The organism is Dolomitihabitans soli, assembly GCF_022213955.1.
In the GTDB taxonomy this organism is placed as follows: domain Bacteria; phylum Actinomycetota; class Actinomycetes; order Streptosporangiales; family Streptosporangiaceae; genus Streptosporangium_A; species Streptosporangium_A soli.
In genome coordinates this window covers 54582-67504 of sequence record NZ_JAKNTW010000019.1, presented here as the reverse complement: position 1 = coordinate 67504, position 12923 = coordinate 54582, and the positions used below count along the sequence as shown (strand labels likewise).

Annotated in this window: 9 protein-coding genes; 6 read left to right on the top strand and 3 right to left on the bottom strand. The window is 69.9% G+C overall.

Annotated elements, in window-relative coordinates; translation table 11 throughout:
* Positions 1–30 precede the first annotated feature (30 nt).
* Complete coding sequence (locus tag MBA17_RS30530; protein ID WP_238500201.1) at positions 31–717, bottom strand: MBL fold metallo-hydrolase; 687 nt, start codon at positions 715–717, stop codon at positions 31–33.
* 162 nt (positions 718–879) lie between these two features.
* Here MBA17_RS30530 and MBA17_RS30525 point away from each other — a divergent pair, with 162 nt between their 5' ends.
* Both MBA17_RS30525 and MBA17_RS30520 read left to right on the top strand, forming a co-directional pair.
* Positions 880–1428, top strand: coding sequence for an RNA polymerase sigma factor (locus tag MBA17_RS30525; RefSeq protein WP_238500200.1), 549 nt, complete (start codon positions 880–882; stop codon positions 1426–1428).
* Entirely contained in the window at positions 1425–2336 is a 912-nt protein-coding gene (locus MBA17_RS30520; RefSeq protein WP_238500199.1) for a hypothetical protein, read from the top strand. Before MBA17_RS30525 ends, MBA17_RS30520 begins: the two co-directional genes overlap by 4 nt.
* Before the next feature lie 86 nt (positions 2337–2422).
* Here the strand turns inward: MBA17_RS30520 and MBA17_RS30515 are convergent, their stop codons facing one another.
* On the bottom strand, positions 2423–2584 hold the full coding sequence (locus MBA17_RS30515; RefSeq protein ID WP_238500198.1) for a hypothetical protein: 162 nt from the start codon (positions 2582–2584) through the stop codon (positions 2423–2425).
* A gap of 335 nt (positions 2585–2919) precedes the next feature.
* Between MBA17_RS30515 and rho the strand changes: the two genes are divergently transcribed.
* The 3 genes from rho (at position 2920) to MBA17_RS30500 (ending at position 7012) form a co-directional block, all read left to right on the top strand.
* Complete coding sequence (rho, locus tag MBA17_RS30510) at positions 2920–4104, top strand: transcription termination factor Rho (RefSeq protein WP_455432888.1); 1185 nt, start codon at positions 2920–2922, stop codon at positions 4102–4104.
* Positions 4105–4221: 117 nt separating this feature from the next.
* Entirely contained in the window at positions 4222–5034 is an 813-nt protein-coding gene (locus MBA17_RS30505) for a putative RNA methyltransferase (RefSeq protein WP_238500197.1), read from the top strand.
* 211 nt (positions 5035–5245) lie between these two features.
* The gene (locus MBA17_RS30500) at positions 5246–7012 is read left to right on the top strand and encodes a S9 family peptidase (protein WP_238500196.1); all 1767 of its coding nucleotides are present in this window, start codon (positions 5246–5248) and stop codon (positions 7010–7012) included.
* Between the two features lie 56 nt (positions 7013–7068).
* Here the strand turns inward: MBA17_RS30500 and MBA17_RS30495 are convergent, their stop codons facing one another.
* Positions 7069–8526, bottom strand: coding sequence for a PP2C family protein-serine/threonine phosphatase (locus MBA17_RS30495; RefSeq protein WP_238500195.1), 1458 nt, complete (start codon positions 8524–8526; stop codon positions 7069–7071).
* A 210-nt stretch (positions 8527–8736) separates the two neighbouring features.
* On the opposite strand from MBA17_RS30495, the gene MBA17_RS30490 reads away from it, so the two are divergent.
* Positions 8737–12921: a HAMP domain-containing protein gene (locus MBA17_RS30490; protein WP_238500194.1), complete on the top strand. Its 4185-nt coding sequence runs from the start codon at positions 8737–8739 to the stop codon at positions 12919–12921.
* Positions 12922–12923 lie beyond the last annotated feature (2 nt).

The following is a 12923-nucleotide window of genomic DNA, read 5'->3' as shown; positions in this document are numbered from 1 at the left end:
CCCGGCGGCAGGCCGAAATACGAGCGGCGGTCACTCGACCCGGGTGAAGGGGTCGGGGAAGTGCGCTGTGGCGATCATGCCGCGTTCGGCGCGCAGTTCGTCGAGCAGCGCGATCCTCGTCGCGGCGGCGGTCTCGGGGTCGTCGTCGTAGACGTAGGTCACCTTCGGATCCGCGAGCTGAACCGGATGGAGCACGACGTCACCGGTCATCACCAGCTCCCCCACCCGCACGACCTGGTGGCCGGGCGTGTGCCCGGGGGCGGGGATCACCCGGATGCCCGGCAGCACCTCCACCTCGCCGTCGACCACCTGCAGCCGATCCTCCAGCGGCCGGACGATCTGCTGCGCCACCGCCCCCGACGCCACCTCGATCTCGGCCCGCTGCAGCACGTGCCGCGCATTCGGGAAGGCCACGACCCCGTCCTCGACGGCCCCGCTCGCGTGATCGCTGTGCAGGTGGGTCAGGACCACGGTCTCGATCTGGCCCGGTTCGACCCCCACCCGCGCCAGTTCCCCGCGCAGCCCGCCGGGCACCGGCGCCCAGCTCGACGCGGGCGAGTCGGCCGCCCCGATCCCGGTGTCCACCAGGACCAGCCGCCCGCCCCGGTCACGCAGCAGGTAGCAGTGGAAGTGCAGCACCCACGGATCGGCGTCGAAGTCGGCCGCCGAGGTCCCGGGAAACGTCTCCGTCAACGCCCGCCGGATCGAAGGCCCCATCGGCCCCACCGCATCACACAGCGGGAAAACCTCGACACCGCTCACCGTTCGCGACTCATGCGACATCGCACCAGCGTATTGGACGAAATGATTTAGCCGTCCCCGACATGAACGGGTATCAGTCGCACCCGTCCAGAAGGAGACCCCCAATGGGAACCGCCCGTGGATGACGAGAGACAAACGCGGTTCGAGGTCGTCTACCGGGAGACCTACGAACGTATTCTCGGCTACGCCGTACGCCGCTGCCATTCCCCCGAGGACGCGGCCGACGTGGTGGCCGAAACCTACGCGATCGCGTGGCGCCGCGTGGCCGACCTGCCGGGCGGGGACGAGGCCAGGCTCTGGCTGTACGGCGTGGCGCGCAACGTGCTGGCCAACCACCGTAGAGGCGAGCAGCGCCGGCACGCCCGCCAGATCGCGCTGGAGGAGGACATCGCCGTCTTCTTCCCCTCACCGGAGGAGACGCAGGAACTCCGGGCGATCGGGCACGTCTTCCGCTCGCTGTCCGTCGACGACCGTGAACTGCTCTCCCTCGTGGCCTGGGAGGGCCTGGACGCCGGGGAGATCGCCCACGTTCTCGGCCGCTCACGCAACGCCGTACGCATCCGCATCTACCGGGCTCGCAAGCGCCTCTCACACGCCCTGGAGGACGCGGGACTCGGCTTCACCAGGAACCGGACCGCGGAGATCCAGGCAGGGAGACCATCGTGAACACCACAGAAGAGACCGTGAGCCTGCTGGCCAGGGTCCACGACGACGCGCTGAGCGGGCAGGCGACCGGCACGGGGGCCCGTACGCTGCTTGCCGCGATCACCGCGACGCCGCCGGCGCCCGCCCCGCCGCGCGCCTCACGCATGCGGCTCCGCCTGACCGTCGGGGCCCTCGTCACCGGCGTGGCCGCGACCACCGCCATCGTGATCCCCGGCCTGCTCGCCGAGGAGAACGCGACGGTCTACGCCAACTCCGCCATCGAACTGGAACGCGACGGCGACGAGTACGTGGCCCGCATCAAGGACCCCTTCGCCGACCACCGGCGGTACACCGAGGCATTCAGCGCGGTCGGCATCAAGATGGACATCCGCCTCGTCCCGGTCTCGCCGAGCGCGGTCGGCAAGATGACACAGATCGGATCTTCAGGCGGTTCACCCGGCCGTCCCCAACCCCTCTCCGGCGGTTCGGAATGCGAGGACGGCGAAACCACCGACTGCCCGATCGTCGTCCGCCTGTCCGTCGACTATTCGGCCCACGGCTGGATCAAGATCGGACGTGCGGCCAGACCAGGCGAGTCCTACCAGAACGCCGGGTCCGCCGCCCGAAAGGGCGAGGCGCTGGAGGGCGTCGCCGTACGCGAGGGCCGTAAGGTGTCCGAGATCCTGCCCGAGGCCGGCGAACGCGGGTTGGCCGTGATCTACAGCGTCGTCCGCGTGACCCCACCAGGCAAAGCGGGCGAAGCGGGCGGTGGGCCGGGGCCCTCGGGTGCGGCGTTGTCCTTCGAACCGATCTCCGCGGACAAGGTCGGCCCAGGGTGGCGGGTCTGGGACGCCGAAGCCGTGAAGGCGGGTGCGGTCCGCCTTCTGGTCACCCCCGGCCCCCTGCCGAAGAATCCCCTGTACGACTGATCGACCACCGTACGGCTCTCGCCCCCTCGACGAGAGCCGTACGGTCTTCCACGCCCCGGCCGGCGCCGTCGGCGGCCGGGCGCCGGTCAAGCGGCTCTGTGGGTGAACTCCCGGGTCAGTTCGGCGGCGTAGACGGCACGGCGGCAGCGGGAGCAGCGGTACACGACGGGGCCTTCGTCGAGTGAGGTGCGGCAGCGCGGGCAGCGGATCGTCTTCATGGTCATCCCCTCGATTCCCTCTGCCCTCATGAGATACCGGCCGCCTTGCGTAACCCCTGCAACCGGCTTTCACGCGTCCTTTGCCCGCCTTCAAACGCGACCGTCAAACCCCTCTCCGGGCCACGCCGTCCGACCGCGCCGCGCCTGCCGTACGGGAGCCACGCTGGTGTCCAGCGGGCGAAGGCGGTACCCTGAAGGTGGTCGTTGACTCGACGCCCGGCTTCCAGGCCGCAGGCGACGTCCGGCCGATCTTCTCTCACCGCCCCTGCTGAGGGCGCGCTTTTCTCCACCGTACGGCGAGCGGTTCGACCGCCTTCCCGACGGCTTTCCCTCACCAGGGCCTCTTTCCCTCACTAGGAGGGCCCATGACCACATCCGTTGAAACCGTGCCCAAGCCCAGGACCAGAACCCGGGCCAGGCGCGCTCCCAAGACCGACCCCGTGCAGACGGGGACACCCGAGACTCCGGTGACCGTCACCGGACTGCTCGACGTCCGCGGCCGGACGGCCCATCTCAGAACCCGCGGCCACCTCCCCGCCAGCGGCGACGTACGAGTGCCGATCGCCCAGGTCAACCAGCTCAACCTGCGCCACGGCGACCTCCTGGTCGCGACCGCGCGCCGGCCGTACGACGAGTTGGAGAGCGTCGAGACCGTCAACGGCAGGGCCGACTGGCAGCACAGACCCGACTTCGCCGACATGACACCGATCCATCCGCAGGAGCGGATCCGCCTGGAGACCGGGCCGGAGACGCTGACCACCCGGGTGATCGACCTGTTCACGCCGATCGGCAAGGGACAGCGCGGGCTGATCGTGGCGCCGCCCAAGGCGGGCAAGACCATGGTCCTGCAGGCCATCGCCGCGGGCATCACCGCCAACCACCCCGAATGTCACCTGATCGTCGTCCTCGTCGGCGAGCGCCCCGAGGAGGTCACCGAGATCCGGGAGACCATCAACGGCGAGGTGGCCTACTCCACCTTCGACCGCCCCGACAGCGACCACACCGCGGTCGCCGAGCTGGCCATCGCCCGAGCCAAGCGGCTCGTCGAACTGGGCGGGGACGTCGTGGTGCTGCTCGACTCGCTCACCCGTCTCGGCCGCGCCTACAACAACCTGGCCCCGGGCGGAGGCCGTGTCCTCGCCGGCGGCATCGACGCCACGGCCCTGCTGCCGCCCCGGCGCTTCTTCGGCGCCGCCAGGAACGTCCGCGACGGCGGCTCGCTCACCATCCTCGCCACCGCGCTCGTCGAGACCGGCTCCCGGATGGACGACAACTTCTTCGAGGAGTTCAAGGGCACCGGGAACATGGAGCTGAGGCTCAGCCGCGCCCTGGCCGACCGCCGCCTCTTCCCCGCCGTCGACCTCGACGCCTCCAGCACCCGCCGCGAGGAGATCCTCCTCCCGCCGCAGGAACAGCAGCTCATCTGGCGGCTACGCCGTACCCTCGCGGCCCTCGACAAGCCGCAGGCCCTCGAACTCCTCGCCGACCGCCTCCGCGACACCCCCACCAACGCCGACTTCCTCCACCAGGTCGTCCGCCAGACCGCCTGACCGCCTGGCTTCAACCCAAGTCGCAACAGCGAGCGTCTGCTTGACGGCGACTCGTGTCTGGCGTGCTGATCGACGCCCACGCGTCCAGGGGCGGTGGGGATCCGCGATGATGGGTCCGTGCTCGGGGATGTCGTCGACCTGCTGGTCTGTCCGGTGTGCGGGAATGGTCTCGTGCTCGGGAGTGGAGTCGTGCGGTGTGCGGGCGGGCACGGGTTCGACGTGGCCAGGCAGGGATATGTCAGCCTGCTGGTGGGGTCGCGGGCGCCGGGGACCGCCGATACGGCCGCGATGGTGGCGGCGCGGCAGGAGTTCCTGGGGCGGGGGCACTACGCGCCGCTCGCCGTACGGCTGGCGGAGGTGGTGCGCGGCGGGCCGTCCGGGGTGGTGCTCGACGCGGGGGCGGGGACGGGCTACTACCTGGCGGAGGCGGTCACCGGGCGGGGAATCGCGCTGGACGTCTCCAAGCACGCGATCAGGCGGGCCGCGCGGGCGCACGACCGGATCGGGGCGGTGGTGGCCGACGTGTGGCGGCCGTTGCCCGTCAGAGACGCGAGCGTGGACGTGGTGATCAACGTGTTCGCGCCGCGGAACGGTCCCGAGTTCGCCCGGGTGCTGCGGCCGGGAGGCAGGCTCGTCGTGGTCACTCCGACGCCCAGGCACCTGGAACCGCTGGTGGCCGAGCTGGGGCTGCTCACGGTCGACGAGGAGAAGGATCGCCGGGTGACGGAGAGCCTGCGTGGCCTGTTCGCCGAGACGGGAAGCCGCACGCTGGAGTTCCCGATGGAGCTGGGTCCCGCGGACGTCGAGGCGGTCGTGGGCATGGGGCCGAGCGCCTGGCATTCGGATCTTGCGGCTATACGGGGGCGAATCGGTGATCTAGTGACTGTCACCGCATCGTTCCGCATGTCTACCTTCGAACCCATCGTGTGATCAAGAGCATTTTCTTGACTTATTGGGGATATCGGTGCTACTGAAGGGACATTTGCCCCCAAATTCACCTACATTCCTTGAACATTCACGCTCTCCGCGCGACATACTGGACGACAACCCGCCGTACCCGGAAGCCGGGAAAGCGTAGGGATTCTTCGCGCGGATCGGCCATTCGCTCCGCGTTGGAGGATCTGAGGGAGGGACGCGCCATATGAAGGCGGAGGAACGCTGGCAGGCCAGGTTCCGCGCGCCGCGGATGACGCTGCCCGTGTGGGCGCCGCAGGCTCCGAGCCGGGCGGTCTACCGGTGCAACGCTTCCGGCGCCTGGGAGATCTACTCCTGGGATCGCTCTTCCGGCAGCTCACGGCAAGTGACCGACCGGCCCAAGGGCACCTCCCACGGCGTGCTCGATCCAACCGGGCAGTGGATCTGGTGGTTCGCCGACACCGACGGGGACGAGTGGGGCGAATGGTTGCGCCAGCCGTTCGCCGGCGGCCCCGACGAACCCATCGGGCTGCCGCAGGCCAACCCCGCGGGCGTGGCGCTCTCCGCGATCGGCACCGCCGTGGTGGGATTAGCCAGGCCGGGCACCGGCTTCCAGGTCATGCTCGTACGGCCGGGCGACTCCGCCAAGGTGATCTACGAGTCGCAGGAGGCCGCCTTCGTCGTCTCCATGTCGCTCGACGGCTCGCTCATCGCGATCAGCCACAGCGAGCACGGCGACGCGCGGCACCCCGCCCTGCGGGTCATCCGGCCGGACGGCAGCACGGTCGGCGATCTCTCCGACGGTCCCGGCAAGAGCGTGTACGGCCTCCGCTTCGCGCCCCGGTCGGGAGACCGCCGCCTGCTCGCCCTGCACGAACGGCGGGGCAGGCGCGAGCCGCTGCTCTGGGACCCGGCCACCGGAGACCAGCGCGAGATCTGGCTGCGCGACGCCGGTGAGATCACGGCCGACTGGTACGAGGACGGCAGGTCCGTGCTCATCGTCGGCGACGACCGGGGACGCACCCGGCTGCACCGCTACGACCTCGGCGGGGGTGGGATGACCCCGATCGACACCCCGCGCGGCGTCATCGAGACCGCCGCCCCGCGCCCCGACGGCACGGTGGAGTACTCCTGGTCCAGCGCCGCGCACCCGCCGGTCATCCGCTCCAGCAACGGGCACGTGGTGATGAACCCCGCCGGCCCCTCCGCGCCGCCCTCCGTCCCCGTCGAGGACCTCGACGTGGAGGGCCCGGGAGGCCGGATCCACGCCCTGGTCTCCCGCCCCGAACGCGGCGCCGGGCCGTACCCGACCGTGTTCCTGCTGCACGGCGGCCCGGCGGGACAGGACGACGACTCCTTCGCCCCGGCCGTCGCCGCCTGGATCGACCACGGCTTCGCCGTCGTCAGGGTCAACTACCGGGGCTCCACCGGGTACGGCTCCGCATGGCGGAACGCGTTGCACGGCGACGTCGGCCACATCGAGCTGGCCGACGTGACCGCCGTACGCGACCACGTGGTGGCCAAGGGCATCGCCGACCCCGACCGGACGATGATCTCCGGACGATCGTGGGGCGGTTATCTCACGCTGCTCGCGCTCGGCACCCAGCCGAAGACGTGGGCGGCGGGCATCGCCGTCGTGCCCATCGCCGACCACGTGGCGGCCTACGAGGACGAGACCGAGGTGCTGCGCGCCTACCACCGCGCCCTGCTCGGCGGCTCTCCCGAGGAACTGCCCGACCTCTACGCCTCGACCTCGCCGATCACCTACGTCGACCAGGTCCAGGCCCCGGTCCTGATCCTGGCCGGCAAGAACGACCCTCGCTGCCCGATCCGGCAGATCGAGAACTACATCACCCGCCTGATGGACCGCGGCCACGACCACGAGGTCTACCGCTTCGACGCCGGCCACGGCTCCCTCGTCGTCGCGGAGGGCATCGAGCAGATGTCCGCCCAGCTCGACTTCGCCAGAAAGCACCTCGGCGTGATCGCCTGACGAACGACCCACACGGACGTACGGCGCGCGGCACGCGGCCGGCCGGGCCGTCGGCCCTAACGTGCGGCGCGCAGCACCAGGATGGCCAGGTCGTCGGCGCTGGGTTCGGGGGCGAAGTCCTGGACGTAGCGGCGGATCCGCTCGGCGACCGCCTGCGCGGACAGTCCGACGCATTCGGCCAGCAGCTTGGCCAGACCGCCGTCGTCGTCGAGGAGCCTGCTCCCCGAGCGTCGTTCCGTCACCCCGTCGGTGACCGCGAGCAGCACGTCGCCGTGGGCGAGCCGTACGGTGTCGGCCTTGAAGGAGACCTCGGGGAAGACGCCCAGCAGCGACTGCGGCTGGGTCACGACCTCCACCACGCCGTTCGGGCGCAGGCGCAGCGCCTCGGGGTGCCCGGCGGACACCAGTTTCGCCTCCAGCCCGTCGGGGGTCGGCGTGAGCTCGCCGTGCAGCAGGGTCAGGAAGCGGGCCCGCTCACCCTCCTCCAGGATCGCCTCGTTGAGCCGGCCGAGCACGGTCGCGACGCCGTGGCCCTCCCGGGACAGCAGCCGCAGCGTGTGCCGGGCCAGCCCGGTCACGGCCGCGGCCTCGGGCCCGGTGCCGCACACGTCGCCGATCGCGAACCGCCAGGACCCGTCGCCCGCGGCGAACAGGTCGTAGAAGTCGCCGCCGACCTCGTTGGTCTCGCCGGCGGGCTCGTAGACGACGCCGTAGTCGAGGCCGGGCACCTCGGGCTCGTCGGGCGGCAGCAGGCTGCGCTGCAACGCCCGGTTGGCGGCGGCCTGCTGCGCGTAGAGCCGCGCGTTGTCCATGGCGAGCGCGGCACGACGGCCGATGTCCTCGGCGAACTGGATGATGTCATCGGGGAACCGGTCGGACCTGCCCAGGCACATCACGCCCAGGCCGCGTCCCCTGGCCAGCAACGGCACCGCGAGCACATGGGAGTCGGCCAGGTTCATCGTGATCGTCAGCGGCCCCTCGGCGACCGGGATCGTGATCGCGGCGAGCTCCTCGCGGAGCGAGTCGATGCGGGCCTCGTCGGCGTGCCACAGGTAGGCGGGACGCAGCGGCCCCAGCCCCGCGTCGGACGTGTAGACCGCGCACCAGCTCGCCAGCCTCGGCACCACCACCTGCGCGACGAGCGCCGGAACCATGTCAGGGTCGAGGGTCCCGGCCAGCAGGTCGCTGGCGTCGGCCAGGAACCCCAGCCAGAACGGCCCGCGCGCGGTCTCCTCCGACCACTCGGCGGCGATCCGCTCGGCGGACCCGGGCAACGACAACCGGGCCCACTGCACCCTGAGATGCCCGGAGAAGGTGACACCCCACTCCTCCACCGGCACCGTGGGGGCGTGCGTGGGCTCCCCCGGAACGTCCTTCTGGCGGACCTCCACCTGAACGGCGTCGCCGCGGTGGCCCCAGACCACCTCGAACGGCGCCTGGTCCACCTGGGCGGCCAGCTCCCCGCAGACCTGTTCGGCGACAGGCAGCATCGCACCGGCCGCCCAGGCTGTCATAACCTCGCGGGTGAACCGGCGTGCTGCTGGAACGGCCGTATCTCCGGGCGCAAAGGTAGCGGCCAAGACGGCACGGGGAGAAGAGGTCATCGTTTCGATGCCTACCACACTTCGCGCTTGCATGGGGTAAATCGAGGACAGGACTACAGGCTACCCATCGTGACAGACTGGCATCACTCACGGCTGCCCACCGGGAGTTGAGGAGGTCGTATGAACACCGCCGGCAACGTGTCGGATACCGAGGAACGGTGTTACAAGGAGTCGGAGCTGAAACCGATTCTGCAGGCACTCGTATCATGGCGCGACGGCGACTTCCGCCGCCGCGTCCCTGCCGTGTCCGAAGGAACGCTGGGAGAGGTCCAGAGTCTCCTCAACGACGTTGCCGACCGCCAGGAGCACCTGGCGACCGAGCTGCAGCGGATCAAGCGTGAGGTCGTCAAGGAGGGCCGCTTCGGCGAGAGGCTGACGCCCGGCCCCGGAGTCGGCTCGTGGTCGGAGAGCGTCGAGTCGGTCAACATGCTGATCGACACGCTCGTCAGCCCGGTCAGCGGCGCCGCCGACGTGATCGACGCCGTGGCCAAGGGCGACCTCTCCCGCCGCATCGACCTCGACCGGACCGCCAGGGGCGAGGTCCGCAGGCTCGGCAAGGCGATCAACGGGATGGTCGACCAGCTCTCCCTGTTCACCTCCGAGGTCACCAGGGTGGCTCGGGAGGCCGGCACCGAGGGTCGTCTGGGCGGGCGGGCCAATCTGCGCGGCATGTCGGGGAGCTGGCGCGACCTGACCGAGGCCGTGAACACCATGTCCAGCCGCGTCTCCGCGCAGGTCCGCGACATCGCCCTGGTCACCACCGCCGTCGCCAAGGGCGACCTGAGCCGCAAGGTGACCGTCGACGCGGTCGGCGAGATGTTCGAGCTGAAGAACACCGTGAACACGATGGTGGACCAGCTCTCCTCGTTCGCCGAGGAGGTCACCCGCGTCGCCCGGGAGGTCGGCACCGAGGGCCAGCTCGGCGGCCAGGCGCAGGTCCGGGGCGTCTCGGGCGTCTGGAAGGACCTCACCGACAACGTCAACTTCATGGCGGGCAACCTGACCACCCAGGTCCGCGCCATCGCCACGGTGGCGACCGCCGTGGCCCAGGGCGACCTCTCGCAGAAGATCACCGCCGATGCCCAGGGCGAGATCCTGCAACTCAAGGACACCCTCAACACGATGGTGGACCAGCTCTCCTCATTCGCCGACGAGGTCACCCGCGTCGCCCGCGAGGTCGGCACGGAAGGCCAGCTGGGCGGCCAGGCCCGGGTCCGGGGCGTCTCAGGCGTCTGGAAGGACTTGACCGACAACGTCAACTCGATGGCGAACAACCTGACCTCGCAGGTGCGCCAGATCGCCGAGGTCACGACGGCGGTCGCGAACGGCGACCTGACCCGCAAGATCGACGTTGACGCGCAGGGCGAGATCCTCGCCCTCAAGACCACCATGAACACCATGGTCGACCAGCTCTCCGCGTTCGCCTCGGAGGTGAGCCGGGTGGCCCGCGAAGTCGGCACGGAGGGCCAGCTGGGCGGCCAGGCGCAGGTCCGGGGCGTCTCGGGCGTCTGGGAAGACCTCACCGACAACGTCAACGTCATGGCCAACAACCTGACGTCGCAGGTCCGGCAGATCGCGGCCGTCTCCACGGCGGTGGCCCAGGGCAACCTGTCGAAGAAGATCACCGCCGACGCTCAGGGCGAGATCCTGCAACTCAAGGACACCCTCAACACGATGGTGGACCAGCTCTCCTCATTCGCCGACGAGGTCACCCGCGTCGCCCGCGAGGTCGGCACCGAGGGCCAGCTGGGCGGCCAGGCCCGGGTCCGGGGCGTCTCAGGCGTCTGGAAGGACTTGACCGACAACGTCAACTCGATGGCCAACAACCTGACCTACCAGGTGCGCAACATCGCCGAGGTCACCACGGCCGTCGCGAACGGCGACCTCACCCGCAAGATCGACGTGAACGCCCAGGGCGAGATCCTCGCCCTCAAGACCACCATGAACACCATGGTCGACCAGCTCTCGTCCTTCGCCTCGGAGGTGACGCGCGTCGCCCGCGAGGTCGGTTCCGAAGGGCAACTCGGCGGCCAGGCCCGGGTCGAGGGCGTGGAGGGCACCTGGAAGCGCCTGACCGAGAGCGTGAACGAGCTGGCGGGCAACCTGACCACCCAGGTGCGCGCCATCTCCGGGGTCACCGGGGCGGTGGCCAGGGGCGACCTCACCAAGACCATCACCGTGATCGCCCAGGGCGAGCTGGCCGACCTCAAGGACAACATCAACACGATGGTGTCCACCCTGCGCGACACCACGACCGCCAACATGGAGCAAGACTGGCTCAAGTCCAACCTGGCCCGGATAGGGCGTCTCATGCAGGGCAACCGCGACCTGATCGAGGTCGCCAAGCTCATCATGAGCGAGCTGACCCCGCTGGTGTCGGCCCGCTACGGCGCCTTCTACGGCGTGGACACCGCCGCCCACCACGATCTGGTCCTGATCGCCGGGTACGGCGTGCGGCCGGGCGCCAGCCCGCGCGGGCACTTCGGGATGGGCGAGGGCATCGTCGGCCAGGCGGCCCTGGAGGGCAAGCACATCATCCTCGACGACGTGCCCGCCCGGTACATCACCGTCGACACCGGTCTCAGCCAGTCGACGCCCGCGCAGATCGCGGTGCTGCCGATCCTGTTCGAGAGCAAGGTCCTCGGCGTCCTCGAACTCGCCTCCTTCACCAACTTCAGCGAGGTCCATCTCGACTTCCTGACGCAGCTCGTGGAGACCATCGGCGTCACGATGAACACCATCATCGCCAACTCCCGCACCGAAGACCTGCTGACCGAGTCGCAGCGGCTCACCAGAGAGCTTCAGGAACGCTCCGACGAGCTCCAACGCCAGCAGGAGGAGCTGCGCCGCTCCAACGCCGAACTGGAGGACAAGGCGGCGCTGCTGGCCAAGCAGAACCGCGCGATCGAGATCCAGAACTTCCAGATCGAGCAGGCCAGGCGCACCCTGGAGGAGCGTGCCGAGCAGCTCGCGGTCTCCTCGCGCTACAAGTCCGAGTTCCTCGCGAACATGTCGCACGAGCTGCGGACCCCGCTGAACAGCCTGCTGGTGCTCGCCAAGCTCCTCACCGAGAACGCCGAGGGCAACCTGACGCCCCAGCAGGTCGAGTTCGCCAGGACCATCCACGGGGCGGGCTCCGCGCTGCTCCAGCTGATCAACGACATCCTCGACCTGTCCAAGGTCGAGGCCGGCCGGATGGACATACACCCGCAGCAGATCTCGCTGACCAAGCTGGTCGAGTACGTCGACGCCACCTTCGCCCCGCTCGCCCAGGACAAGGGCCTGGCGTTCACCATCGACGTCGCCGACGCGCTGCCCCAGGAGTTGCGCACCGACGAGCAGCGCCTCCAGCAGGTGCTGCGCAACCTGCTCTCCAACGCGGTCAAGTTCACGCCCAAGGGCGAGGTCAAGCTCCGCGTGGTGCCCGCTCCCTCGAATGTCGTCTTCGACGACGAGACCCTGCGCAACGCCGACAACATCCTGGCCTTCCAGGTCGTCGACACCGGCATCGGCATCGCGCCCGACAAGCTGGAGGTCATCTTCGAGGCGTTCCGCCAGGCCGACGGCACGACCAGCAGGAAGTACGGCGGGACCGGCCTCGGCCTGTCCATCTGCCGCGAGATCGCCCGCCTGCTCGGCGGCGAGATCCACGTCGACAGCGAGCCGGGCAGAGGGAGCACGTTCACCCTGTTCCTCCCGCCCTCCTACACCGGCCCGCTGGCGGCCCGTGACGGCGGCGCGGCTGCCAGGGCGCGGGTGGCCGTCGAGACCGGCGCGCTCGCCTTCGACCGCGAGGACGACGACGTGCTGCCCAACCTGCCCCTCCCGGAGAGCCTGCCGATCCCGCAGCTCACCAGCGGCGGCGAGGGCAAGCAGTGGCAGGGCGAGGATCCGCTCGCCGGCGCCAAGATCCTGATCGTCGACGACGACATCCGTAACGTCTTCGCGCTCACCAGCGTGCTCGAACGCCACGGCTCCACCGTCGTCTACGCCGAGAACGGCCGCGAGGGCATCGAACAGCTCGAACGCAACGAGGACGTGGGTCTCGTGCTGATGGACATCATGATGCCGGAGATGGACGGATGGGCCACTACTTCCGCGATCCGCAGAATGCCTCAGTTCGCAGACCTTCCGATCATCGCCTTGACGGCTAAGGTCATGAGAGGAGACCGGGAGAAGAGCATCGCCTCCGGGGCCTCCGACTACGTGCCGAAGCCGGTGGATGTGGACCGCCTTCTCGAACGCCTGCGTGGCTGGCTCACGCGAGGCAAGGCGCCGTCCACCGAGTCACCCGAAGGGTCGTGATC